The 24,636-nt window shown below is 71.7% G+C and carries 20 protein-coding genes and 1 pseudogene; 13 read left to right on the top strand and 8 right to left on the bottom strand.

All coding sequences use genetic code 11. From position 1 onward, the window contains the following. Positions 1-61 precede the first annotated feature (61 nt). Together ABH928_RS00960 and ABH928_RS00955 are read right to left on the bottom strand one after the other, a co-directional pair. Entirely contained in the window at positions 62-826 is a 765-nt protein-coding gene (locus ABH928_RS00960; protein ID WP_370061841.1) for an ABC transporter permease, read from the bottom strand. Beyond that, on the bottom strand, positions 823-1,857 hold the full coding sequence (locus tag ABH928_RS00955) for an ABC transporter ATP-binding protein (RefSeq protein ID WP_370060860.1): 1,035 nt from the start codon (positions 1,855-1,857) through the stop codon (positions 823-825). The genes ABH928_RS00960 and ABH928_RS00955 overlap by 4 nt, the downstream gene beginning before the upstream one ends. Before the next feature lie 104 nt (positions 1,858-1,961). Between ABH928_RS00955 and ABH928_RS00950 the strand changes: the two genes are divergently transcribed. Next, complete coding sequence (locus ABH928_RS00950; protein ID WP_370060859.1) at positions 1,962-2,765, top strand: alpha/beta fold hydrolase; 804 nt, start codon at positions 1,962-1,964, stop codon at positions 2,763-2,765. 511 nt (positions 2,766-3,276) lie between these two features. Here the strand turns inward: ABH928_RS00950 and ABH928_RS00945 are convergent. The 3 genes from ABH928_RS00945 to mce form a co-directional block, all read right to left on the bottom strand. Next, the gene (locus tag ABH928_RS00945; protein ID WP_370060858.1) at positions 3,277-4,212 is read right to left on the bottom strand and encodes a cellulose-binding protein; all 936 of its coding nucleotides are present in this window, start codon (positions 4,210-4,212) and stop codon (positions 3,277-3,279) included. A gap of 129 nt (positions 4,213-4,341) precedes the next feature. Beyond that, positions 4,342-9,051, bottom strand: a complete 4,710-nt coding sequence (locus tag ABH928_RS00940) for a hypothetical protein (RefSeq protein ID WP_370060857.1) — start codon at positions 9,049-9,051, stop codon at positions 4,342-4,344. A gap of 276 nt (positions 9,052-9,327) precedes the next feature. Next, entirely contained in the window at positions 9,328-9,801 is a 474-nt protein-coding gene (gene mce, locus ABH928_RS00935) for a methylmalonyl-CoA epimerase (protein ID WP_370060856.1), read from the bottom strand. Between the two features lie 297 nt (positions 9,802-10,098). On the opposite strand from mce, the gene ABH928_RS00930 reads away from it, so the two are divergent. The 4 genes from ABH928_RS00930 (at position 10,099) to ABH928_RS00915 (ending at position 14,333) form a co-directional block, all read left to right on the top strand. Continuing rightward, the gene (locus tag ABH928_RS00930) at positions 10,099-11,307 is read left to right on the top strand and encodes an acetyl-CoA C-acetyltransferase (RefSeq protein ID WP_370060855.1); all 1,209 of its coding nucleotides are present in this window, start codon (positions 10,099-10,101) and stop codon (positions 11,305-11,307) included. Positions 11,308-11,557: 250 nt separating this feature from the next. Further along, a complete protein-coding gene (gene meaB, locus ABH928_RS00925) occupies positions 11,558-12,511 on the top strand; it encodes a methylmalonyl Co-A mutase-associated GTPase MeaB (protein ID WP_370061839.1) in 954 nt (317 codons plus the stop codon). A gap of 74 nt (positions 12,512-12,585) precedes the next feature. Further along, positions 12,586-13,236, top strand: coding sequence for a DUF3592 domain-containing protein (locus ABH928_RS00920; protein ID WP_370060854.1), 651 nt, complete (start codon positions 12,586-12,588; stop codon positions 13,234-13,236). Between the two features lie 92 nt (positions 13,237-13,328). Further along, entirely contained in the window at positions 13,329-14,333 is a 1,005-nt protein-coding gene (locus ABH928_RS00915) for a LysR family transcriptional regulator (protein WP_370060853.1), read from the top strand. 6 nt (positions 14,334-14,339) lie between these two features. On the opposite strand, the gene ABH928_RS00910 is transcribed toward ABH928_RS00915, so the two are convergent. After that, a complete protein-coding gene (locus ABH928_RS00910) occupies positions 14,340-14,870 on the bottom strand; it encodes a MarR family winged helix-turn-helix transcriptional regulator (protein WP_370060852.1) in 531 nt (176 codons plus the stop codon). Between the two features lie 184 nt (positions 14,871-15,054). Next, a pseudogene (locus tag ABH928_RS00905) lies at positions 15,055-15,804 on the bottom strand (DUF2127 domain-containing protein); the annotation flags it as partial. Positions 15,805-15,910: 106 nt separating this feature from the next. On the opposite strand from ABH928_RS00905, the gene ABH928_RS00900 reads away from it, so the two are divergent. The 4 genes from ABH928_RS00900 (at position 15,911) to ABH928_RS00885 (ending at position 19,255) form a co-directional block, all read left to right on the top strand. Continuing rightward, positions 15,911-16,219, top strand: coding sequence for a DUF3817 domain-containing protein (locus tag ABH928_RS00900; protein ID WP_370060851.1), 309 nt, complete (start codon positions 15,911-15,913; stop codon positions 16,217-16,219). A gap of 43 nt (positions 16,220-16,262) precedes the next feature. Continuing rightward, entirely contained in the window at positions 16,263-16,844 is a 582-nt protein-coding gene (locus ABH928_RS00895; RefSeq protein WP_370060850.1) for a MarR family winged helix-turn-helix transcriptional regulator, read from the top strand. 153 nt (positions 16,845-16,997) lie between these two features. After that, the gene (locus ABH928_RS00890) at positions 16,998-17,339 is read left to right on the top strand and encodes a DUF3817 domain-containing protein (protein WP_370060849.1); all 342 of its coding nucleotides are present in this window, start codon (positions 16,998-17,000) and stop codon (positions 17,337-17,339) included. A 218-nt stretch (positions 17,340-17,557) separates the two neighbouring features. After that, entirely contained in the window at positions 17,558-19,255 is a 1,698-nt protein-coding gene (locus tag ABH928_RS00885; protein WP_370060848.1) for a methylmalonyl-CoA mutase, read from the top strand. A gap of 21 nt (positions 19,256-19,276) precedes the next feature. Here ABH928_RS00885 and ABH928_RS00880 read toward each other — a convergent pair whose 3' ends face one another. After that, positions 19,277-19,903 carry a TetR/AcrR family transcriptional regulator gene (locus ABH928_RS00880; protein WP_370060847.1) on the bottom strand — a complete coding sequence of 209 codons (627 nt, stop codon included), beginning with the start codon at positions 19,901-19,903 and terminating at the stop codon, positions 19,277-19,279. Between the two features lie 491 nt (positions 19,904-20,394). Between ABH928_RS00880 and ABH928_RS00875 the strand changes: the two genes are divergently transcribed. The 4 genes from ABH928_RS00875 to ABH928_RS00860 all read left to right on the top strand — a co-directional run bounded on the left by ABH928_RS00875 (position 20,395) and on the right by ABH928_RS00860 (position 24,606). Further along, positions 20,395-21,384 (top strand): tetratricopeptide repeat protein, encoded by a 990-nt coding sequence (locus tag ABH928_RS00875; RefSeq protein WP_370060846.1) that lies wholly within the window; start codon positions 20,395-20,397, stop codon positions 21,382-21,384. Between the two features lie 552 nt (positions 21,385-21,936). Next, positions 21,937-22,575 (top strand): DUF6230 family protein, encoded by a 639-nt coding sequence (locus ABH928_RS00870; RefSeq protein WP_370060845.1) that lies wholly within the window; start codon positions 21,937-21,939, stop codon positions 22,573-22,575. 130 nt (positions 22,576-22,705) lie between these two features. Then, the gene (locus ABH928_RS00865; protein ID WP_370060844.1) at positions 22,706-23,242 is read left to right on the top strand and encodes a DUF6114 domain-containing protein; all 537 of its coding nucleotides are present in this window, start codon (positions 22,706-22,708) and stop codon (positions 23,240-23,242) included. Positions 23,243-23,244: 2 nt separating this feature from the next. Then, the gene (locus ABH928_RS00860; RefSeq protein WP_370060843.1) at positions 23,245-24,606 is read left to right on the top strand and encodes a hypothetical protein; all 1,362 of its coding nucleotides are present in this window, start codon (positions 23,245-23,247) and stop codon (positions 24,604-24,606) included. The last annotated feature ends 30 nt before the right edge of the window (positions 24,607-24,636 follow it).

The following is a 24,636-nucleotide window of genomic DNA, read 5'->3' as shown; positions in this document are numbered from 1 at the left end:
GGACCGGTACCAGCTCAGACCGGTACCAGCTCAGACCGGGTCCCAGCCCGGAGCGCCGGCTTCAGGCGTCCCGGCGCTTGAGCAGCACCAGACCCACCGCCAGCGCGACGGCCACCCAGGCCAGGCAGATGAAGAAGGCCTCCAGCGGGCCGTAGGGGATGCTGGTCGACCCGTGCACGGCGGCCAAGCGCTGGCCCGCCTCGTCCGGGAAGTAGTGGGCGACGGTCTTCACCTTGGGCACCGCGCTGAGGATCGGCGAGATCAGGAAGAAGAAGGGCATCAGCAGGCCCAGCGAGAGCACCGGCTTGCGCAGCATGAAGCCGACGCCCAGCGAGAAGAGGGCGATCAGCGTCATGTAGATCGCCATGCCGAACACCGCGCGCAGCACGCCCGGGTCGCCGATGTGCGTCCGGTGGCTGCCGAGCAGCGACTGCCCGAGGAAGAACGCGACGAACGCGGTCAGCAGCGCGACCGGCAGTACCAGCGCCAGCACCGTCAGCACCTTGGCCACCATCAGCGTCGTCCGCTGCGGCACGGCGGCCAGCGTCGCCCGGATCATCCCGGTGCTGTACTCGCTGCCGATCACCAGCACGGCGAAGACGATCAGAGCCAGCTGGCCCAGGAAGATGCCGGAGAAGCTGGTCGAGGTCGGATCGAAGCTGGCCTGTTCCGACGCGCCCATCTTGCTGAAGTTGCTGTTGCTGAAGAACGAGATCAACGCGCCGAGGCCGACCGTCACCACGAACGCGGTGATCAGGGTGACCAGCGTCGACCGGACCGTCTTCACCTTGGTCCACTCGGAGAGCAGCACCGGAACCATCGTCAGCTCTCCTTCTTCTTGTTGCCCTTGGTGCTCCTCCAGTCCGCACCCCACGCGGACGCGGGTGCGGGCGCGGGTGGGGGCTCCGCGGCCTCGTCCGCCGGGAGGGCTCCGGACAGGCCGTGCGTGGGCATGGCGCCGGTGTGGTACTCGACCGAGTCTGCCGTCATCCGCATGAACGCCTCCTCCAGGGACGCGCGCTGCGGGCTCAGTTCGTGCAGCGTGACGCCGTGGGCCGCGACCAGGTCGCCGATCCGGGCCGGGTCGGCGTCGACCACCTCGAAGGCGCCGTCACTGTCCGGCCTCGCGCTCATGCCGTTGGCGGTCAGCAGGTCGAGCAGTCGCTCGGGCTGCGGCGAGCGGAGCCGGACGAAGGAGTGCGAGTTCTGGTCGATGAACTCGTTCATCGACAGGTCGGCCAGCAGCCTGCCCTGCCCGATGACGATCAGGTGGTCCGCCGTCAGCGCCATCTCCGACATCAGGTGCGAGCTGACGAAGACCGTCCGCCCCTCCGCGGCCAGCGCCTTCATCAGATTGCGGACCCAGAGGATGCCCTCCGGGTCCAGGCCGTTGACCGGCTCGTCGAACATCAGGATCTTCGGGTCGCCCAGCAGCGCGGCGGCGATGCCCAGCCGCTGCCCCATGCCCAGCGAGAAACCGCCCGACCGCTTCTTCGCGACCGCCGTGAGCCCGACCAGGCTCAGCACCTCGTCCACCCGACGGGTCGGGATCCGGTTGCTCTGCGCCATCCAGAGCAGGTGGTTGTAGGCGGTGCGCCCTGGGTGGACCGCCTTGGCCTCCAGCAGGGCGCCGATGTACTTGAGCGGTTCGCGCAGCTGACCGTAGTGCTTGCCGTCGATCCGGACGCTTCCGGCGGTGGGCCGGTCCAGGTCCAGCATCATCCGCATGGTGGTGGACTTCCCGGCGCCGTTCGGCCCGAGGAACCCGGTGACCACGCCGGTGGGGATCGTGAAACTGAGCCGGTCCACGGCGAGGGTGTCGCCGTACCGTTTGGTCAGCTCGAGGACCTCGATCATGGGCGCACTCCCTGGACTGGTCGTCCCTGGCCACACTAGGTCAGTTCCCTACCTCCCGCCCTGTACCTGCGCCGATCGGCCGCCGCGCGTCCTACGCTGGCCCCATGACCGAACAACTCTCCGTGCTCTCCGTGCGCGAGGCGGGCTCGGGCACGCCGCTGGTGCTGCTGCACGCCTTCCCGCTGTCCTCCCGCATGTGGCAGGCCCAGCTCGACGAGCTGCCCGGCACGGACGGCTCGGACGCCCGCGTCCTCGCCGTCGACCTGCGCGGTTTCGGCGGTACGGAGCTGGGTGCTGACGCCCCGTCGCTGGACCTGCTGGCGGACGACATCGCGCTGCTGCTCGACCGCGCGGGCATCGAGGAGGCGGTCGTCGGCGGCGTCTCCATGGGCGGCTACGTGGCCATGGCTTTCGCCCGCCGCCATGGGGACCGCCTCAGCGGCCTGCTCCTCGCCGACACGAAGGGCACGGCCGACACCGACCAGGCCCGCGCCCACCGCGAGCGCGTCGCGTCGGCGGTCCTGGCCCGGCGGAGCGTGCGCCTGCTGGTCGACGAGCAGTTGCCGTCCCCGCTCCTCGGCGCGACGACGGCGGCGCGCGCACCGGAACTGGTCGCGCATGTCGCTTCGCTGATCGAGAGCGCGTCACCGGAGGCGGTGGCCTGGGCGCAGAGGGCAATGGCCTGCCGGCCCGACTCCCTCGCGGACCTCCGGAAGGTCGACGTCCCGTCCCTGGTCGTCGTCGGCGCGGAGGACACCCTCACCCCACCCTCCGACGCCGAGGCCCTGGCGGAGGCCCTGCCCCAGTCCGAACTGACGATCCTCCCGGGCGCGGGCCACCTCTCTCCACTGGAGGTCCCGGAGGCCTTCAACACTGCCGTCAGGACGCTCCTGGCCCGGCTGGACTGAGACGAACAACCACGTGGGGGGCGCCAGGCGCTTTGGGGCAGGCGAGCGAGCACACCAGGGGCGCGAGGCACTGCGCGAGCAACCACCCTGTCCGGATGGCCCTGCTCGATCGGCGACTCACCACCATGGGTGGCTTGTCGCGCAGTTCCTCGCGCCCCTGATAGTGCATCTACCTGTGGCAGCGCTGGCTCGGCTTGTCGCGCCCGCGCGGCGGAGCCGCACATGAGCAGTTCCTCGCGCCCCTGATAGTGCAACTACCTGTGGCAGCGCTGGCTCGGCTTGTCGCGCCCGCGCGGCGGAGCCGCACATGAGCAGTTCCTCGCGCCCCTGATAGTGCAACTACCTGCGGCAGCGCAGGCTCGGCTTGTCGCGCCCGCGCGGCGGAGCCGCACATGAGCAGTTCCTCGCGCCCCTGATAGTGCATCTACCTGTGGCAGCGCTGGCTCGGCTTGTCGCGCCCGCGCCCCTGGACAGTGCAACCATCTGCGGCAGCGAACAGTGATCCGTCTGCCTACCGGCTCTGCTGCGCCGGGACGCCGCGGCCCATGACGTCGTCGTCCGGGGCTGCCGCCGCGGCGACCGCCGCGCCCGTGAGGGTGGCGAGCATCTCGCGGACGTTGGTGAGCTGGGCGTTGATGCTGTCGCGACGGTTCGTCAGCGCCGCGAGCTCGCGCTCGCTCTCGCTGCGGACGCGGTCCGCCTTCGCGTTGGCGTCGGCGACGATGTCCTCGGCCTGGCGCTGGGCGGTCTCGACAGTCTGACGCGCGCGGCGCTCGGCGTCCGTGCGGAGCTTCTCCGCCTCCAGACGGAGCTGCTCGGCGCGGTGCTCGATCTCGGCGAGGCGCTTCTCGGCCTTGGCCTGACGAGCCGCCAGGTCACGCTCGGACTGCTCGCGGCGCTTGGCCAGGTTGGTCTCGAAGTCGGCGGCGGCCTGGGCGGCCTTCGCACGGGTCTCCTCGAAGAGGGCGTCAGCCTCCTCGCGCTTGTTCTGCGCGTCCTTCGTGGCCTCGGCGCGCAGCTGGGTGGAGTCGCTCTTCGCCTTCTCGACGATGCGAGCGCCCTCCTCCTCGCTCTTCGCCTTGCGGTCCTTGGCGTAGCCCTCGGCCTCGCTGCGCACCTGCTGCGCGGCGGCCTCGGCCAGCTCGCGGTGCTGCTCGGCGGCGCGGCGGGCCTCGTCACGCAGGTCCTTGGCCTCCTCCTCGGCGAGCCGGAGGATCTTCTCGACCCGGGCGCCCAGGCCGGCGTACGACGGTTCGGCGTCGGTGATCTGCGCCTGCGCCGTCTGGGTCTCGAGGTGCAGCTCCTCAATGCGCTTCTCCAGCGCGGAGATCCGGTTGAGAGCGCCGTCGCGGTCCGCGACCAGCTTGCTGATGCGCTCGTCGACCTGAGCACGCTCGTACCCGCGGCGCACGACGTCGAAGCCGTGCGGAGAGTGTGTGTCGCTCATGGGGGTGGAGTTCCTGTCCGTCTGCCAGAGGTGGTGTCTATGGAGTCTGAGATGAGGTGGTAGGGCGAATCCTGACACGGATTCGGAGTGTCATCGACGGAAAGCCGATGAAGAGTGGAGAATGACCGCTCAATCGGGTGGTTGCACGCCACCGCGTTTGCCACTCGCACGAGTTGCACCCGCTCCGACACCCGCAGGGGAGCCCCCGCGACCGCCGCCCTTGCCGGATCCTGAGCCGCTGTCGTTGTTCGCCTTGCCCGAGCCGCCGCCCCCGTGGCCCGAGCCGTTGGCGGAGCCGTTCTCGGCGCCCGCCGTGCCCCCGTTCGCCTTGCCCGCACCGGCCGGCGCCTCGAAGGCCTCGAGGGCCTGGAGCACGTCCTGCACGCGGGCGATCTCGGTGTTGATGTCCTTGCGGCGGCTGACCAGCTCGTCGAGTTCCCTGCGGCCCTCGTCGGTGATCCGCTTGGCCTCGGAACGGGCCTCGTCGACCGTGCGCTCGGCGTCGGTCCTGGCCCGGACCAGCTCCGACTCGCCTGCCTCGACCGCCTCCTGACGGGTCCGCTCGGCGGCGTCGGTCGCGGCCTGCCGGGTCTGCCCGGCCTCCGCGCGGGCCGCCTCGAGCTCGGCCACGGCGTCGGCCTTGCGCGCCTCGGCCTCCTTGAGCAGCCCCTCCGCCTTCCTGACCGCGGCGATGCGGACCTTGCTCGCCTCGGCGGACGCGTCGGACTGCATTTCGGCGGCCTTGTCGCGTGCCTCGGCCAACGCGCGGTCGGCCTCGGCCTTGGAGGCGTCCAACTGCTCGGTGGTGTCCGCGATCAGCTTGTCCACGCGTTCACCGGCCGAGCGCAGTGCCTCCGCGGACTCCTTGCGGGCCCGCTCGTGCAGTGCCTCGACCTCGCCGTGGATGCGCTCGCGCAGCTCCTCGGCACGTTCGCGGATCTGCGCCGCGTCGCCGCGCGCCTCGACCAGGATCTGGTCGGCGTCGCGACGGGCCTGTTCGACCAGGGAGCTGCCCTCGGCGGCTCCCTCGGCGGTGATCCGCTCCGCCTCCCTGCGGGCGGCGGAGACCATGGCGTCGGCCTGCTCCTCCGCGGCGGCCGTGGTGGCCAGCGCGGTGGTCTCGGCGTCGGTGGTGACCGACTCCGCCAGCTCCTGGGCCTCGGCCAGGGTGCGGGCGGACTCCTCGGCGGTGCGGGTGCGGAGCTCCTCCGCCTCCGCGCGCGTCCGGGCGGTGTCCTGCTCGGCCTGTTCGCGGATCTGCTCGGCCTCGGCCCGCACCCGGGCCGCCTCGGCGGTGGCCAGGTCGCGGATCTGTGCGGCCTCGCGCTCGGCGTCGGCGCGGAGCTGGGTGATCTGGACCTCGGCCGCCTCGTGCATCCCGGCGACGGACTGGCGGATCTGCGCGGCCTCGTCCTCGGCGGCCGCGATCCGGGCAGCGGCCTCGCGCTCGTTCTCGGCGCGCTCGGCGTCGAGCCTGGCCCGCTCCTCGGCGAAGGCCTCGGCGGCCTCCTGCCGCAGCCCGGCCAGCTCGGAGGTGACCCGCTCGCGGTCGGACGCGGCCTCGGCCCGGACCCGGGCGGCCTCGGTGGTGGCCAACTGCCGCACCTGACCGGCCTCGCGCTCGGCGGAGGCGGCGGTCTCGGCGGCGGACTGCTCCGCCTGCCGACGCAGCTCGGTCAGCTCGGCGTGGAGCGCCTCGCGGTCGGCGGCGGCCTGCTGTTCGGCGTCGGCGAGCACCTTCGCGGCCTCGTCGCGCAGTTCGGCGACGGCGGTCTCGGTGTCCATCAGCGCCTTGGCCGCGGTCTCGCGGGAGGCCTTGGCGTCGGCCAGGTCGACCGCGGCGGCCTCGCGGGCCTCGGCGCGGATCTGGTCGGCCTCGCCGTGGGCCTCGCCGAGCACCGCGTCGCGCCGGTCGGCCAGTTCGTTCTCGGCCTGCGCACGCAGCGCGGCCAGGCCGGCGGCGTGTTCGGCGGCGGCCTGCTCGGCCTGGGCGACGAGTTCGGTGGCGCGGGCGTCGGCCTGGCTGCGCTGCTCGACCATGGCTGCGTGCTCGGCGGCCATCACCGCGTCGGCCTCGGCGCGGAGCCGGGCCAGCTCGGCGGCGGCCTCCTCGTGCTCGCGACGGGCCTGGGCGCGGATCTCGTCGGCGTCCGCCGCGGCGGCCTGGCGGGCCTCCTCCGCGTCGGCCACCGCAGCCTCGCGGGTCTCGTCGGCGGCGGCCTGAGCCTCGATCAGGGTCTGGGCGGTGGCCTCGCGGGAGGCCTTGGCCTCGGCCAGGTCGACCGCGGCGGCCTCGCGGGCCTCGCCGCGGACCCGGTCCGCCTCGCCGTGCGCCTCGGCCAGCACGGCGTCGCGCTGCTCGGCGAGCTCGCGCTCGCTCTGCGCCCTGGCGTCGGCCAGGTCGGAGGCCTGCTGACGCGCCGCCTGTTCGGCCTGCTCGACGGTGGCCTGAGCCTCGTTCCGCAGCCGTTCGGCCTCGACCTGAGCGTCCGTCAGCAGCGACTCGCGCTGGGCGGCGGCCTCCGCGTCGTGCTGCTCCAGGGCCTGCTGTGCCTGGGCGGCGGCCTCCTGCGCCTGGGCCTGGAGCTGCTCCGCCTCGGCCTGCGCGGCGGACAGTGCCGCCGTGCGCTGCTCGGCCAGCTCGGCGGCCTGCGCCTCGGCGGCCTGGCGGGCCTCCTCGGCGATCCGCTCCGCGTCGGCCTCGGCGGCCTCGCGCAGGCGGACCAGGTCGGCCTCCTGGTCGCGGGCGGCCTCACGGATCCGCTCGGCCTCCGCCTCGGCGTCGCCGATGGACGCGGCGGCCTGCTCGCGCAGCGACCGGGCCTCGGCCAGGTCGACCTCGGCGCGCTCGGTGGCCTCGGCGCGGATCCGCTCGGCGTCGCCGCCCGCGGCGTCGCGCTGCGCCTTGGCCTCGGCCAGGTCCTGAGCGGCGGCCTCGCGCGCCTCGGTGCGGATCCGCTCGACCTCGCTGTCCAGGTCGGCGCGCATCCGGGCCAGCTGGTTCTCGGCTTGGGCGCGGGACTCGGCGACCTCGACGGCGGTGCGCTCGCGCAGCTCGGTGGTCTCGGCGGCGGTGCGTTCGCGGAGCTCGGCGGCGGCCTCGGCGTCAGCGGCGGCGCGCTCCCCGGCCGCGCGCGCCTCCTCGGCGCGCTCGGCGGCCAACTGCTCGGCGGCGGCCAGGATCTGGTCGCGCTCCTGCCGGGCCTCGGTCTGCACACGCTCGGCCTCGGCGGCGGCGGTGGCGCGCAGCTCCTCGGAGGCGGCGGCCGCGGCCTTGCGGGTCTGCTCGGCGGCGGCAGCAGCAGCCGCGTGCACCTCCTCGGCCTTGGCCACGCCCTTGGCGGCCTCGGCGTCACGGATGCCCTCGGCCTCGCCACGGATCCGCTCGGCCTCGGTCTTGGCGCGGGCCAGCACCTGCTCGGCGCGGCCCTGGATCTCCCGGGCGTCCTCGGCGGCGCGCGCCTTGGTGGCGGCGACCTCCCCGGCAGCCCCGCCGCGCAGCTCGTCGGCGTCGGCCTTGGCCTTGACCAGGAGTTCCTCGGCGGTGCGGGCCGACTCCTCGATCTGCGCTATGGCCTGACGACGTGCCTCGCCCCGGGTCCGCTCGGCCTCGACGGCGGTGTCGGCGCGCAACTGCTCGGCCTCGGCGCGCAGCTGGGCGGCGGCGTCCTGGTGCGCGGCGATCTCGTCCAGGGCCATGCCCTGGGCCTGCTCGGCGGCGGCCCTGGCCTGGTCGCGCAGCAGCTGCACCTCGGCCCTGGCCTCGGTGCGGATCCGCTCGGCCTCTTCGGTGGCGTTCAGGCGGACGGTCTCGGCGTCGGAGGTGGCGCGGGAGACGACCTCCTCGGCGGTGCGGGCCGCCTTGGCCAGGTGCACGGTCGCGGTGGCGGCGCCCTGGGTGCGGGCGGACTCGAGCGCCTCGGTCCGGAGCCGCTCGATCTCCGCGCGTGCCTCCTCCAGCAGCCGCTGGGCCTCGGCCTTGACCTCGTCGGCCTCCTTGATCGCGGCGGCGACCATCCGGGCGACCTCGGCCTTGGCCGTGTCCGAGCGCTGTTGACCGACGGCCTCGGCGCTGGCCAGCTGCTCCTCGGCGTTCGCGCGGAGCGTCGCGGCCTCGGTGTTGGCCTCGACACGGGCCCGCTCGGCCCGCTCGGTGGCGTCCTGGGCCTGCGCGGCGGCGGCGTTGAGCAGCCGCTCGGCCTCGGTCCGGGCACGCTGCAGGACCGCGTCGGCCTCGGCGCGGGTGGACTCGACGTCGGCGGCGACCTGGGAGGTGGCCGACTCGGAGACGGCCATGGCCTCGGCGCGGGCCACGCTCATCAGGTGCTCGGCCTCGGCGCGCGCCTGGTCGATGATCTGCCGGGCCTGCTGCTCGGTCCCGGCGCGGGCCTGCTCGGCCCAGGAGACGTTCTCGTTGACGTGCAGTTCGGCGTTGCGGCGCATGTCGGCCAGCTCGGCCTCGAGGTGGCGGCGACGCGCCTCGGCCTCGGCCTGCCACTCGGCCTGGAGCCGGGCGGAGCGGTCGGCGGCCTCCTGCATCAGCCGGGCGGTGGCGTTCTGCGCCTCCAACCGGGTGCGCTCGGCCTCCTGCCGCAGCTGCTCGGCCTGGGCCTCGGCAGTGCGCAGGATCTGTTCGGCCTGCCCGGCGACGGAGTCGAAGGCGCGCGGCTGCGCAAGCTGCCGACGCGATTCGTGCAGCTTGGCGCGGAGGACTTCCACCTGGTAGGCGAGGTCCTCGGCATGTGTGACGGCCTTCTCGCGCTCCTTGCGAAGCCGATCCATGTCGGCCTCGAACTTGGCGAGGTGATCGTCAACCTCGTAGCCGTCGTTGCCCCGCACTCCGCGGTCCCATCCGTCTCCTGCTCGCGTCGCCAGCCCGTGCGCCGGTTCGGGTGTATCCCGATCCGCCGTCCGAGTGAGCTCCTTGATGAACCCTATGCCTTACGGAGAATGGTGGCAGATCGTGGGAGAGAGTGGGCCACGAGGTCGCTGAGCACCCCCCACCCGCGCCCCCCGGCTACCGGACCGTGGCACCGGCGCATTTTCTCACGTCATCAGGGGTGCGTGCAGGGGGGTCTGCGGGTTTTTTCTCGCGCGGGGGGCTGTGGAGTCTGATTACCCGTGGGTTTCCTGGTCCGTTGCGCCGTGTGCGTCCGGGTGCGCGCCGGGGGTGGCGGAGGTGACCAGCTCGGTCAGCACGCCGTGGCAGTCCTTGGGGTGCAGGAAGGTGATCCGCGAACCCATGGAGCCGATCCGCGGCTCGTCGTAGAGGACTCGCACGCCCTTGCCACGGATGTCCGCGGAGTCGGCGTCGACGTCGGCGGTGCCGAAGGCGATGTGGTGGACGCCCTCGCCGTTTTTGGCCAGCCACTTGCCGACCGCGGAGTCCTCGCGGATGGACTCGAGCAGCTGCAGGTAGCTGGCGCCGCCGTCGGAGGTCTCGTTGATCTTGAGCATGGCCTCGCGGACGCCCTGCTCCTCGTTGACCTCGGTGTGGAAGACCTCGAAGCCGTAGGTCGCCCGGTAGAACTCGACGGTCTTGTCCAGGTCGAAGCAGGCGATGCCGATGTGGTCGATGCGCGTCAGCACGGGGAGGCCCTTCTGCAGGCAGGGAATGAGCGGTCAGGGAATGAGTGGTCGATGGTCGACGCTTCCAATAGAGCGCAACTCGTGCCCTGGCGAAACCCGTGCCGATGGTGCCCGTGATCACACCGCGTGCCGGGTGACGGTCCCTCGGCCGGTCGATACATTGAGCGGAAAACTCCCAACTGGCACTCGGTGCCGTGGCACACCGGGCGGCCAGTTCCCGTGGGACCCGTGAGATTCCCGTGGGACCCGTTCAGAACAGTTCCTGCAGAGCATTCAGAGCAAAGGGGCTCGACCACCATGAGCAACACGGCAAGCAGCGCCACCACCTCCGTGATCGTCGCGGGCGCCCGCACTCCGATGGGCCGCCTGCTCGGCTCGCTCAAGGGGTTCTCGGGCGCCGACCTGGGCGGCGTCGCGATCAAGGCCGCGCTGGAGCGCGCCGGTGTCACCGGGGACCAGGTCCAGTACGTGATCATGGGTCAGGTGCTCCAGGCCGGCGCCGGCCAGATCCCCGCCCGCCAGGCCGCGGTCAAGGCCGGCATCCCGATGAGCGTCCCGGCGCTCACCATCAACAAGGTCTGCCTCTCCGGCCTGGACGCGATCGCGCTGGCCGACCAGCTGATCCGCGCCGGTGAGTTCGACATCGTCGTGGCCGGTGGCCAGGAGTCGATGACCAACGCCCCGCACCTCCTGCCCAAGTCCCGTGAGGGCTTCAAGTACGGCGCGATCGAGATGCTCGACGCGATGGCCTACGACGGCCTGACCGACGCGTTCGACGGCATCCCGATGGGCGAGTCCACCGAGATCCACAACACCCGCCTGGGTATCCAGCGCCCCGAGCAGGACGAGATCTCCGCCCGCTCGCACCAGCTGGCCGCCGCCGCGCAAAAGAACGGCGTCTTCGAGGCCGAGATCGTCCCGGTGGAGATCCCGCAGCGCAAGGGCGAGCCGGTGGTCTTCTCCGTGGACGAGGGCGTCCGCGCCGACACCACGGTCGAGTCGCTCGGCAAGCTGCGCCCGGCCTTCACCAAGGACGGCACCATCACCGCGGGTTCCGCCTCGCAGATCTCCGACGGCGCCGCCGCGGTGGTCGTGATGAGCAAGGCCAAGGCCGAGGAGCTGGGCCTGACCTGGATCGCCGAGATCGGCGCCCACGGCAACGTGGCCGGCCCGGACAACTCGCTGCAGTCGCAGCCGTCCAACGCGATCAAGCACGCCCTGGGCAAGGAGGGCATCGGCGTCGAGGACCTCGACCTGGTCGAGATCAACGAAGCCTTCGCGGCCGTCGCCGTGCAGTCGGTGAAGGACCTCGGAATTTCGCTCGACAAGGTGAACGTCAACGGCGGCGCGATCGCGCTGGGTCACCCGATCGGGATGTCCGGCGCCCGTCTGGTGCTGTCCCTGGCGCTGGAGCTGCAGCGCCGTGGCGGCGGCGTCGGCGCGGCGGCGCTGTGCGGCGGCGGCGGCCAGGGCGACGCGCTGATCGTGCGCGTGCCGAAGGCGTAAGTCTTAGCGCATTGGGTCCGTTGCACCTCCAGGGGCGCGGGGCTCTGCTCGATCGACTGCGCGCGCGACAAGCCACCCGAGGTGGTGAGTCGCCGGGCGCGCAGGGCCATCCGCATGGGGTGGCTCTCGCGCCCACGCGGCGGAGCCGCACATCAGCAGAGCCCCGCGCCCCTTGGTAGGGCAACGTGGCAGTGCAACCGGGCCTCGGATCACTTTCTGACCGTTTGATCCAGAGTTGGAGCTCCGCACGATGATCGACGTCCCCGCGCTGGTCGAGCAGGCCCGAGAAGGGCGACCGCGGGCGGTCGCCCGGCTGATCTCCCTGGTGGAGGGGGCGTCCCCGCAGCTGCGCGAGGTCATGGCCGCGCTCGCCCCGCTGACCGGCAAGGCCTACGTGGTCGGCCTGACCGGCTCGCCGGGCGTCGGCAAGTCCACCTCGACCTCGGCGTTGGTCTCCGCGTACCGGCGGCTCGGCAAGCGGGTCGGCGTGCTGGCCGTCGACCCCTCCTCGCCGTTCTCGGGCGGCGCGCTGCTGGGCGACCGGGTGCGGATGCAGGAGCACGCGACGGACCCGGAGGTGTTCATCCGGTCCATGGCCACCCGCGGTCACCTCGGCGGCCTCGCCTGGTCCGCGCCCCAGGCGATCCGCGTGCTGGACGCGGCGGGCTGCGACGTGATCCTGGTCGAGACGGTCGGCGTCGGCCAGTCCGAGGTCGAGATCGCGGCCCAGGCGGACACCACCGTCGTGCTGCTCGCCCCCGGCATGGGCGACGGCATCCAGGCCGCGAAGGCAGGCATCCTGGAGATCGGCGACGTCTACGTCGTCAACAAGGCCGACCGCGACGGCGCGGACGCCACCGCCCGCGAGCTCAACCACATGCTGGGCCTCGGCGAGGCGCGGCAGCCGGGCGACTGGCGCCCGCCGATCGTCAAGACGGTCGCGGCGAAGCAGGAGGGCGTCGGCGAGGTCGTCGAGGCCCTGGAGAAGCACTTCGCCTGGATGGCGAACAACGGCGAACTCGCCGCGAGGCGCGTGCGCCGCGCTGCGCAGGAGATCGAGGCCATCGCGGTGACGGCACTGCGCGAGCGCTTCGGCAACGTCCACGGCGACAAGCACCTCGACGCGCTGGCCCGGAGGGTCGCGGACGGTGAACTGGACTCGTACGCGGCGGCGGACGAGCTGGTCGCCGCGGTGACGGGCTGACCGTTAGCAGAGCTGAAAGCCCGCGCCAGCGGAGCTTGCTGTTCGTCTCGTCGGGGCGCTGACACGCTCGGTTCGTGACGACGATTCAGGACCGACGCCCCAGCTCCCACGGCCGACAGGCGCGTGACCGCGCCGTGAGCGCGGCCCACCTCGTCGTCCGCGTGGTCGGCGGGCTCGCGACCACCACCGTGATCGTGGCGCTGGCCGTGGCCGGGTTCGCCGGGTGGGGTACTCCTACGGCCGTCGCTGGATGGACGGTGGCCGGCTGGGCCGTCGGGGGCGCGTTCCTCGCCGAGGTGCTCCGTGCCGTCCTCGGCCGGGACCCGTACCGGAGTCGCGGGGACTACGTCGGCGTTCTGGCGTTGACCATCCTCCTCTGGGGCTGCGCGGCGATGCTCGCCTTCAGCCTCAGCTACTTCTTCCACGCGCACGCGCTGGACGACCACGCCACGCGCCGGGTCAGCGCGACCGTCACGGGCTGCGTCGAGGACGCGGACGACGTGAACTGGTGCACCTATCACTGGGTCGCCGACGGGCACGCGTACTCCTCCCGGGACGGCGCGGCCCAGAAGTGGCCGGACGGAAGCCGGGTGACCGTCCGGATCGACCCCGCGCATCCCGAGCGTCCGGCCCAGGTCAACCGCTCCTACTGGATTGCTTGGATCGGCGTGGTGATCGGCCTGGTCGGCGTGTCCTTCGCCGCGCTGATGCGGTGGAGTCTCTGAACGGGACTGGACCGATACAACCGGACCGATGCAGCCGGATCGATGCAACCGGACTGATGGGTACTCCGGCCGCCCCTGCGAGGATGGGCGGTGTGGAACTCGATCCGAAGCGTCTGCTGATCCTGCGTCAGATCGCCGAAGGCGGAGGCGTGGCCGCGGCCTCCCGCGCGCTCGGGCACACGCCGTCGGCCGTGTCGCAGCAGTTGCAGCGGTTGGAGAGGGAAGCCGGGGTGCCGCTGGTCGACCGCAGCGGCGGCCGGGCCGAACTGACGGCCGCAGGGCGGCTGTTGGCGGAGTACGGGGGCCGCATCGGCGATGCGCTGGCCGACGCCGAGCGGGAGCTGCAGGCGCTCGGCGGTCAGGTGTCCGGTCCCGTCGCGATCGGGGTTCCCGGTCCGGCGATCACCTACTTCGCGACCACCGCGCTGCACCTGCTCGCCGAGTCCCACCCGGCGCTGACGCCGCGTCTCGTCGAGGCGGGGCGCTCGGACGGGCTGCGGGCGCTACGGCTGGGCGAGCTCGACGTGCTGGTGATCCAGGACGACGCCGAGGCCCCGACCCCGGTCCCGCCGGGCGCGACCGCGCGGCTGATGTTCGAGGACGAGTACCGCCTGGTGCTGCCGCACGGATGGGAGCCGGAGATCCCGGCGGGGCTGTCCGGGGTGCCGTGGGTCGGCGCTCCCGAGGGTTCACCGCGGGATCTGGCGTTCCGCCGGTTCGCCGGGAAGCATGGCATCGAGCCGTCGGTGGAGCACCGCGCCACCCACCGGTTCGCCGTCTACACCATGCTGGCCGCCGGGCTCGGTCCGGCGATCCTGCCCGCGCACTCCGCCGCACAGATCACCCACGGCCGGATCGCCGAACTGCCGGTCCCGGGAAGCTTCCTGGTCCGGACGCTGCGCCGCAGCGGCGGCAGCACGCCGGTCCCGGCGGCGGACGCCGCGGTGGAGGCGTTGCAGGCCGCGGTGCTGCGCGCCGCGGAGCACCTGGCCGAGCGCGGCCTGCCCGGCGTCGAGCCCCGGGTCTCCACCCGCCTCCGTGACCCGAGCGAGGGGCCGGGCGACGGGCCGAGCGAGGGGCCGAGCTGGCCGGAGTGAGCCGGTTCAGCCCCGCCCGCGCAGCTCGCGGAGGTGTTCGGCGACCGGGGCCAGCGCCTCGTACATCGCGGCGACCTGGTCCTCGTCGAAGCGGTCGATGAAGTGCTCGCGCACGCTGCGCACATGCTGCGGCGCGATCCGGCGCATCGTCTGCCAGCCCGCGTCGGTGAGGACGGCGTAGAGGCCGCGGCGGTCGCCCGGACAGCTGTCGCGGGTGACCAGACCGGCCGCCTCCATGCGCGTGATCTGGTGCGAGAGGCGGCTCTTGGACTGCAGGGTGGCGACCGCGAGGTCGGTCATCCGCATCCGGTGCTGCGGAGCCTCGGACAGTTCGACGAGAATGGTGTAGTCGTTGTTCGACAGCCCGTGCGGCTGGAGCTCGCGCTCCAGCTGGTACATCAGGAGACGGCTCACCTCCAGGTGCGCCCGCCACAGGCGCTGTTCTTCCGCGGTGAGCCACGGGGCCTTCTGGTGGGCCGCCTCGGTGGGGTCCTGGTCGGACTCGGCGAGGGCGACGGGGGCGGCGGTGGTGTCCATGGCCCGATGATACGCCATTTAGTTGAAACCCGTACTACTCACGGATCGTCGTCGGTTCGTCCGTGGCCTCGCCAAGGGGTGACTCCGGCTGCGGTGCCACTCGATCGAGTGGCGTGCTCTGGTGGACGCTCCGGCGCACCAACTGCTGGATGTGCTGCTGCGACTGCTGCAGCGACTCCGCGTGGGCCGCGGCCTCGACCTCCAGCAGCGAGGCGCCGTGCCGCTCCGCCTCGAACTTCGCCGCCCCGCCGCGCAGCCCGAAGAGGCGCTTGGCCAGCAGGATGTAGACGACGGCCAGCACGTTCAGGGCCAGCGTCGCGATCTTGAAACCGCTGACCTTCTCGGTGAGTTCGTAGGCTTCCAGCGGCAGGAACGCCGCCGTCGCCACCACGGTCAGGTACTCCGCCCAGCGCTTGGCCACCCACAGGCCGAAGCCCTCGACGATCTCGATCAGCGCGTAGGCGAGCAGCGCGCCCGCCGCGATCAGCAGGGTGTTGTGCTTGTACTGGAAGGTCTTCTGGATGGTGTCGACCACGGGGGAGTGGTCGATGTCGTAGTGGAAGTGGTCGGCGATCGGCCGGAACAGCGTCAGGTCCTGGTTGAAGAGCTGGGCCACCGCGTTCTGGTTGTTGCTGAACTTCCAGACCGCCCAGGCGGCCAGCACGATGAAGACGCCGCGCAGCAGCCGCTCCACGGCCAGAAACCGCAGGATGAAGAGGTCGCGCAGCGCCTTGCCGCGCGGGACGTAGGGGGCGTCGGCCGCCGGGCCCTCGCCGTTCACGGCGCCGACGGTGTAGTCACCGCAGCGCAGGCAGCGCCACACCTCGCCGACCGGCGTCCGCGCGTGCAGTCGGTCGCGCAGCTCCGGCTCTGTCGGCGCGTAGGTGATGTGCCCCTTTCGGGCGCAGTGGCGGCGGTCCCAGTCCCTCGTCATGCCGGGGAGAATATCCGCATGAAGAGAAGAAAGGGCGGTCGGTCATACTGAACGGAACACCCAGTACAGAGTCAGCACAAAGCTGAGACAGTCCCGAGAGGTACCCGTGAAGACGACCGCCGTCCACCGCCTGCGCCTGGTCTCCATGCCGGAGGGCGTCTCCTTCGTGCTGCTGCTGATCTGCACGTACCTCAAGTACAACAGCAGCTTCAACGCCGTCCCGGTGCTCGGCATGCTGCACGGCTGCCTCTTCACCGCCTATGCGATCTTCGCGCTGATGGCCTGGCGTGAGCAGCGGTGGACCTTCGGCCGGTTCGTCTGGATCATGGCGCTTTCGGTCATCCCCTTTGGCGGGATCTATGCGGAGCGTCTGCTCGGCCGCGAGGAGCGGGAGACCGCTCCGGCCATGGCATGAGACGGCCGGTCGCACTCGACTGACCAGGCGGTAACGTGTCCCCGTGCCGAAGCCGCTGAGCCTCACCTTCGATCCGATCGCCCGCGCCGACGAACTGTGGGCGCGGCGTTGGGGCGCGGTGCCGTCGATGGCCGCGATCACGTCGGTGATGCGGGCCCACCAGATCCTGCTGGCCCAGGTCGACGCGGTGGTCAAGCCCTACAGGCTGACCTTCGCCCGCTACGAGGCCTTGGTGCTGCTCACCTTCAGCAAGGCGGGCGAGCTGCCGCTGTCCAAGATCGGCCAGCGCCTGATGGTGCACCCGACGAGCGTGACCAACACCGTGGACCGCCTGGAGGCGGCCGGTCTGGTCACCCGTCGCCCCAACCCGCTGGACGGCCGCGGGGTGCTGGCAGCGATCACGCCCAAGGGCCGCGACGTGGTCGAGCGGGCCACCCGGGACCTGATGGCGATGGACTTCGGCCTGGTCGGCTACGACGCCGAGGGCTGCAAGGAGCTCTTCGAGATGCTGCGCCCGCTGCGGATAGCCGCGGGTGACTTCGAGGAGGAGGGCACCGGGCCGGCGGATGCCGAGGGCGCAGGGACCGCCGAGGCCGCCGAGGACGCTGCCGACATGCACGTCTGATCCCCTTCCGAGGCGCTCCTGGCCCGTCTCCCGGGCCTTCCTGGACCCCGCCTGCGCCCTTCCTGGGTGCCCCCTGGTAGCGTCACCCGGTTTGCCGCGCGGAGGGTGGGGCGGTGTCGGAGATCCACTTTCGGGGGTCTACGCTCGCTGGCTATGAACAAGTCCAACCCCCTGCTCACGGCCTACCGTGTCCTGGCGTACGTGACCGGCGTTGGCCTGGTCGTGCTCACCCTCGCCTGCATCCTCAAGTACGGCTTCGGGACGGGCGCGCAACTCGTCGTCATCGCCGGCATCTTCCACGGCTGGCTGTACATGGCCTACGTCGTGGTCGCCTTCTCGCTCGGCAACAAGCTCAACTGGCCGATCAGCAAGATCGCGTGGACGGTCCTGGCGGGCACCGTCCCCACCGCCGTCTTCTTCGTCGAGCGTCGCGTCGTCCGCGAGATCCACGCCGAGCTGGCCGCCAAGGAGCAGGCGGAGCTCGTCAACGCCTGACGCGAGACGTCACCACAGCGAGCGTCACCGCAGCGAGATCTCACGACAGACCCGAACCTCCGAGCGCGCCACGGTCCCACCCCGGACCGTGGCGCGCTCGCGTGTCGGCGGGCGTGGCCGAGGAGCGTCGACAGATACTTGGACGTCCCAGTAAATTGGAGATAGTAGGACGTCCGAGCATTCTGACGTGATTCTGCCGAAGGTGAGGGCCAGCACCGATGGACGCAGAGCAGATCGCAGCCGCACGCGAGCGGTGGCAGCAGCGTTACGACCGCGCCCACAAGCGTGACGCGGACTTCACCACTCTCTCCGGCGACGCGGTCGCCCCCGCCTACGGACCGGCCGACGACATCGCGTACCCGGGCTTCGAGCGGATCGGCTGGCCCGGCGAGTTCCCCTACACCCGCGGCCTCTACCCGACCGGCTACCGCGGCCGGACCTGGACCATCCGCCAGTTCGCGGGCTTCGGCAACGCCGAGCAGACCAACGAGCGCTACCGGATGATCCTCGACGCGGGCGGCGGCGGCCTCTCCGTCGCCTTCGACATGCCGACGCTGATGGGCCGCGACTCCGACGACCCACGCTCGCTCGGCGAGGTCGGCCACTGTGGCGTCGCCATCGACTCGGCCGCCGACATGGAGGTGCTCTTCCGGGGTCTGCCGCTGGCGGACGTCACCACCTCGATGACGATCTCCGGCCCGGCCGTCCCGGTCTTCTGCATGTACCTGGTCGCCGCCGAGCGTCAGGGCGTCGACCCGGGCGTCCTCAACGGCACGCTGCAGACGGACATCTTCAAGGAGTACATCGCGCAGAAGGAGTGGCTCTTCGCCCCCGAGCCGCACCTGCGCCTGATCGGCGACCTGATGGCGCACTGCGCCGTCAACATCCCGGCGTACAAGCCGCTTTCGGTCTCCGGCTACCACATCCGCGAGGCGGGCTCGACGGCCGCGCAGGAGCTGGCCTTCACGCTGGCCGACGGCTTCGCCTACGTCGAGCTGGGCCTCTCGCGCGGGCTGGACGTGGACGTCTTCGCGCCGGGCCTCTCCTTCTTCTTCGACGCGCACCTGGACTTCTTCGAGGAGATCGCCAAGTTCCGCGCCGCGCGCCGGATCTGGGCCAAGCGGCTGCGCGACGTCTACGGCGCCACGACCGAGAAGGCGCAGTGGCTGCGCTTCCACACCCAGACGGCGGGTGTCTCGCTGACCGCGCAGCAGCCGTACAACAACGTGGTCCGCACGGCGGTCGAGGCGCTCTCCGCCGTGCTGGGCGGCACCAACTCGCTGCACACCAACGCGCTGGACGAGACCCTCGCACTGCCGAGCGAGCAGGCGGCGGAGATCGCGCTGCGCACCCAGCAGGTGCTGATGGAGGAGACCGGCGTCGCCAACGTCGCGGACCCGCTGGGCGGTTCCTGGTACGTCGAGGCGCTGACCGACCGGATCGAGGCACAGGCCGAGGCGATCTTCCAGAAGATCCTGGAGATGGGCGCCGCCGGTTCTGGCCAGGAGCACCCGATCGGTCCGATGACGGCCGGCATCCTGCGCGGCATCGAGAACGGCTGGTTCACCGGCGAGATCGCCGAGGCCGCCTTCCAGTACCAGGTCGCGCTGGAGAAGGGCGACAAGCGCGTCGTCGGCGTCAACTGCCACACCGGCAGCGTCACTCCGCCGCTGACGATTCTCCGGGTCAGCCACGAGGTCGAGCGCGAGCAGGTCCGGGTCCTCGCCGACCGCAGGGCGGCCCGGGACGAGGCGGCCGTCAAGGCCGGCCTGACGGCGATGATCGCCGCAGCCCGCTCCGGCGAGAACATGGTCCCGCCGATGCTCCAGGCCGTCCGAGCCGAGGCGACGCTGGGCGAGATCTGCGACGCGCTGCGCGACGAGTGGGGCGTCTACGTGGAGCCCGCCGGCTTCTGAGGCAGGGGGAGTGACGGCGCGTCAGTCGCGCGAGGCCGCGATCTCGGCCAGCGGGTGGAGCAGCAGGCTGGTGAAGCGGCTGATCCACTCCGGGGAGGCGGGTTCGCCGCTGACCAGCATGCGGTGGACCACGGTGCCCGCGACGGTGTCGAAGATGATGTCCACGTCCTCCTGCGCCGCCACCGCGCAGTCGTCCGCGGCGAGTTCGCCGCGGTCCTGGGCCGCCGCGCGGCCGAGGTGGACGAGACGTTTCTGCGGCTCGATGATCGCCTCGCGGACGCGGGCCCGCAGCAGGGGGTCGCGGGTGGCCTCGGCGAAGAGGGCGAGCAGTGCCGCCTGGGTCTCCGGGGCGGAGAGCAGTGCGGCGAACTGGGCGACGACGGCCTCGATGTCGGCCCGCAGGCTGCCGAGGTCGGGCATCTCCAACTCGTCCAGCTGGTCCGCGACAGCGGCGACGACGAGTTCGTTCTTCGACGGCCACCGGCGGTAGAGCGTCGTCTTGGCGACCCCGGCCCGGACCGCCACGTCGCCCATGGTCAGGCCGCCCCAGCCGAGCTCGGCCAGCGCCTCGCGGGTGGCCGCGAGTATCGCGCTGTCCGCGTCGGCGCTGCGCGGCCGACCTTTCCGGGGCCCGTCGGTTGCGGTCACGGCGGGCTCCTCGCGGTGGATCTGGCGCGGTCTGGTGCGGTCTGGCGATCGGGTGGGACGGCTGTCCCGGGTCGGAGGGGCGGGTGGGTATCGCAGGTTACTTGCCGGTACCCGGAACTGCGCAGGGTCGGTGCAGCAGAAGTGGCACAGCTCACGTCGTGTCTGCTGCGCGCCGCCCTCGGCACGATATACGCTACGACTCGTAGCGAAAGAGCGACAACCACGCTGCCGCGCGGATGGGGATCCGCGCACATCGAACGTGAAACACCGGGGCTTCTGCCCCTTCTGACGCACCGTACTCCCACGCACTGCGCTCCGCAGGGCGGAGGAGACCCGGTGCGCGACGCTCCTCGCGGGCGTCCGGGGGCTTGTCGGCGCTTTCCAGGGGGCTGCCTGTCTGCGCGCCCCCTGTGGTGACTCGCGGCTCCCCGCGAGTGGTCTTCTTGCAGGTGTTGGTGCGAACGGCCTCGCAGACGGGGGAGGATAGGCCCATGCAGCCAGGAAACAACATGTCCCTGCGTGGCGCGGTCGACCTCGCCGCGGTCAAGGCGGCGGCCGACGCCGCGGCCAAGGCGGAGCAGATGCGCGCCGAGCGCGCACGCAAGGCCGAGGCGGGCGGGCTCGACGCCGCCACAGAGCCGCTGATCTTCTCCGTCACCGAAGCCGACTTCGAGGCCCAGGTGGTCCCGCTGTCCGCCGAGGTCCCGGTGCTGCTGCTGTTCTGGGCCGACGGCTACGGCCCGGCCGAGCAGCAGGTCCCGATCATGGAGGCGCTGGCCGAGGAGTACGACGGCCGCTTCGTGCTGGCCGAGGTCAACGTTCGGGACGCCCAGCGGCTGGCGCAGCAGCTGCAACTGCGGGACCTGCCCACCGTGCTGGTGGTGGTCGCGGGCCAGCTGATCCCGCTCTTCGAGGGCCCGGCGATGGTCGAGGAGATCCGTCCGCTGCTGGACCAGCTGATCAAGGAGGCCGCGGAGCGCTTCGGCATCGCCGGCGAGCCGGGCAGCCGCAGCGGCAAGGGCGAGCCCGGCGCCGCGGGCGCCGACGGCGCAGCCGCCGAACCGCCGCAGGACCCGGCGCTGGCGCTGGCCCACGAGGCGCTGGACCAGGGCGACCTGGGCGGCGCCATCCAGGCCTACCGCAACATCCTCGCCGACCAGCCCGCCAGCCAGGAGGCGAAGCTGGGCCTGGCCCAGGCCGAGCTGCTGCAGCGGGTCCAGGGTCTCGACCCGGCCGCCGTCCGCCGCGACGCCGCCGAGAAGCCCGGCGACGTGGCCGCGCAGATCACCGCTGCCGACCTGGATCTGGTCGGCGGTCATGTCGAGGACGCCTTCGGTCGCCTGGTCGACACCGTCGGTCGCACGGCCGGTGAAGATCGGGACCGGGTGCGTACGCATCTGCTGGGGCTGTTCGAGGTCATCGGTGCGGATGATGCGCGAGTGGTGAAGGCGCGGAGCGCACTGGCACGCAAGCTCTTCTGACGGGTGTCACGTTTGTGCGCGTGTTGTGATGATCTGTCGACACGTGCATCAGCTTTATCAAATCTTGATACTTCGGCGAGGTGGTCACTCTGAGTGGCTGCCTTTGCCATGTGTGCCCGGTTTTCCTGCGGGTTGACCGGGAGGGTTGAAAGATTCCGGTCACCCTGTGTCAGTGCCGGGCTTAAACACGGCCCGCAGAGGTTCACGCACTCCTTACTCCTCGGTAATGAACTACTTGTGCAGCGGGCGCACATGGACCACGATCTAGCACGCTCGGTCCATTGCTCCATCCACCCGGCGGCCGGTCGGGGGTGGTGCGTTGGAATCCCCACCGGGCGGGGTGGCGGTTCGCCGGCACCCGGAGGGCAGGGGGGTCTTCGGTCAACAGGTCGAAGCCTGCACTCAATGACGGGCGCGCCCCCCGGTGCGCTCGTGTGGTTGTCGCTCGGGGGTGTTCCCACCTCCCGAGGACGTAGTTCTTCTCCCCATCTCCGGCCCCGACCCCAGCGGGCGGGCCGGGAGGTGTACGTCCGAGAAGGAGGATCTCGACTCATGTCCCAGACCTTCGGCAAGACCCGCTGGAAGCGGTTCGCCGTCGTCATGGTCCCGACGCTGGCTGCCACCGCGGCCGTCGGCGTCAGCATCGCCCAGGGCGCGCTCGCCGCGTCCTTCGATGTCTCCGGTGCGTCCTTCAAGGTCAGTGCCGGCCAGCTCCAGGGCCAGGGCTTCAGCCAGTACGGCACCGTCGACACCGTCGTCTCCACCAAGGACGGTTCGAAGGCTCCGCTTCCGGTTGCGGTCTCCGGCTTCAACAGCGCGACCATCACCGACCTGTGCCAGTCCGTCGATGTACCGATCCCGGTGCTCGGCGACTACACGCTCAAGATCACCGCCGGTGGCGGTGGCACTCCGGTCCAGGCGTCGAAGCTCTTCATCGACATGACGGACCTGCAGGCCACCACTGCGACCTTCAACAACCTCGACATCGGTGTTGCAGGCGGTGCGGTCACCAAGGGTCCGATCGACTCGACCACGCAGCAGCAGCAGGGCTTCGCGGGCAGCTTCGCCCAGCAGGCCGACTCGGCGACGCTCACCAACGTGAAGCAGACGGCGTGGGCCACCTCGGCCGGCACCTTCTCGCTGAACGGCATGCACCTCAACCTCGCCAAGGGCAGCAACGCCTGCTTCTGACGGACCCGTACCTCGGACGTCATGAGGTTTCCGGTCGACCGGTGACGGTCGGCCGCGCGGCGGGGAGGGAGGTCCCCTCCTTCCCCGCCCCCGTCTCCACCAATCCCGTACATCCCCTGGGAGCTGCCACGTGACCAGCGCGACTACGCAGGCGCAGCCCGATCCGATCGGCGGATTCAACAAGTACCGCCTTTCCTTCCGTACCTGGCGCCGTACCCGCCCGTTCTGGGGTGGTCTGCTGGTCCTTCTCGCCGCGGGGCCGATCCTCTACTTCCCGTACGCCACGCTGAGCCTGGGCGCGCTGCGGATCCACATGGCCACCACCGCGGGCGCAGGCTCCGCGGTGATCGGTCTGTTGCTGGCCGCCCTTGGTATCTCCGTCTGGTTCCAGCCGCTGATCCGCATCTTCGCCGGCATCGCCGCGATCGTGCTGAGCCTGGTCGCCCTGCCCATCTCCAACATGGGCGGCTTCGGCATGGGGCTGATCCTCGGCATCGTCGGCGGTGCCCTGATCTGCTCCTGGGCTCCGCTCAAGGAGCCGAAGCCGGGTGGCGCACACGCGGCCGGTCAGCAGGTCGGCGGGATGCAGGAGGCCCCGACTGCCCAGGCATACACGGCCTCGCCCGCCGAGCCGCAGGGCGCGCCGGACGCGCAGGAGGAGAGCTAAGAGTGTCGACTGAGAACGAGCAGCCGCCCGACCGGACCTCCGGTCGGCACGCTGCTCCCCGCCTCACCGTGCGCGGTCGCATCAAGCGCCCCGTCGGCCGGGCGATCGCGCTGACAGCCATGCCGACGGCCCTGCTGATGGGCACGCTGGCGCCGAAGCTGGCGTTCGCCGCGGACAACAACGCCCAGCCGAAGGCCGCGCCCACGGTCCAGGACGCGGTGCCCGGGCTGACCGGCGCCGACTGCACCAAGGGCGCGCCGGGCACCGGGACGGGTGCCACCGCCACGCCGTCCGCGACGCCGAGCCCGACCAAGACCACGCACAGCCCGTCAGCGGCCAAGTCCAAGGCCGCCCCGAAGCCCACGGCGACCTCCGGGACGCCGTCCGCCCACACGGCCGGTGGCGGCACTTCCGTGCCCTCGCAGGGGAGTTCCACCCCGGCGACGCCGTCGGCCTCGGCCACGCCCTCGCCGAGTCCTTCGCAGAGCTCGTCGGGCGGCCTCGGCGGCCTGCTCGGCGGCCTGGGCGGGCTTCTCGGCCTCGACAGCACCACGTCGAGCAGCCACGGGACCACGTCGTCCGCGACCCCGTCGGCCTCGGCCTCGCCCTCGGCCAGTGCGTCGTCGGCGGTGCACGCGGCGACGGCCGCCGTACCGCACGCGGTCGCCTCGGCGACCTCGCCGGTCAGCGCGCTGACCCACGCGGCCACGGCGGCGGTGACGCCGAAGGCCGCGCCCTCGACGCCGACACCGTCCGCGACGCCGAGCAGCTCCGCGTCGAGCAGTTCCGCGTCCGGCACCTCGACCGCGAACAAGCTCTGCGACATCAGCCACCTGGCTGCCCCGCTGGACACCTCGGTCACCTCGCAGCTGGCGGCCGGCACCATGCCGGTGGATCCGTGGACGCTGCACTCGTCCGACCTGAAGCTGATCAACACCGAGTTCCACGGTGTGGTCACCATCCAGCTGGCGGACGGCAGCACCGAGCGCGTGCTCAAGTTCACCGCCGACGCGGTCAACATCGGCGACCTGGACATGTCCGCCAACCAGCGCGGCCAGGAGGTCCACGTCAAGGGCGGACCGGGCACCACCTCGACGGAGCGCGGTGGCCTGGTGACCATGTACGTCAAGGAGCTCAAGGGCACCATCCTGGCGGCCGAGGGCATCCCGCTGGGCATCCTCAACATCAGCATCGACCTCACCCCGGACACCCTGCCGCAGTGGCTGTACAACCTGATCGGCTCCGTGCCGATCCCGCTGCAGCTGGAGCTGGGCAACATGACGGCGATTCAGGCGGGCCAGTTCGGCGGCAACCTGACCATCCCGGGCATGCACCTGTACTACACGCCGCTCGGCGGCAGTTGAGCCTTCCGAGGCTCTTGTCTCACCGGAACC

This window comes from Streptacidiphilus sp. MAP5-3 (assembly GCF_041262505.1).
Lineage (GTDB): Bacteria > Actinomycetota > Actinomycetes > Streptomycetales > Streptomycetaceae > Streptacidiphilus.
The sequence above is the reverse complement of the archived record's forward strand: the minus strand, read 5'-3'. Positions and strand labels throughout refer to the sequence as shown.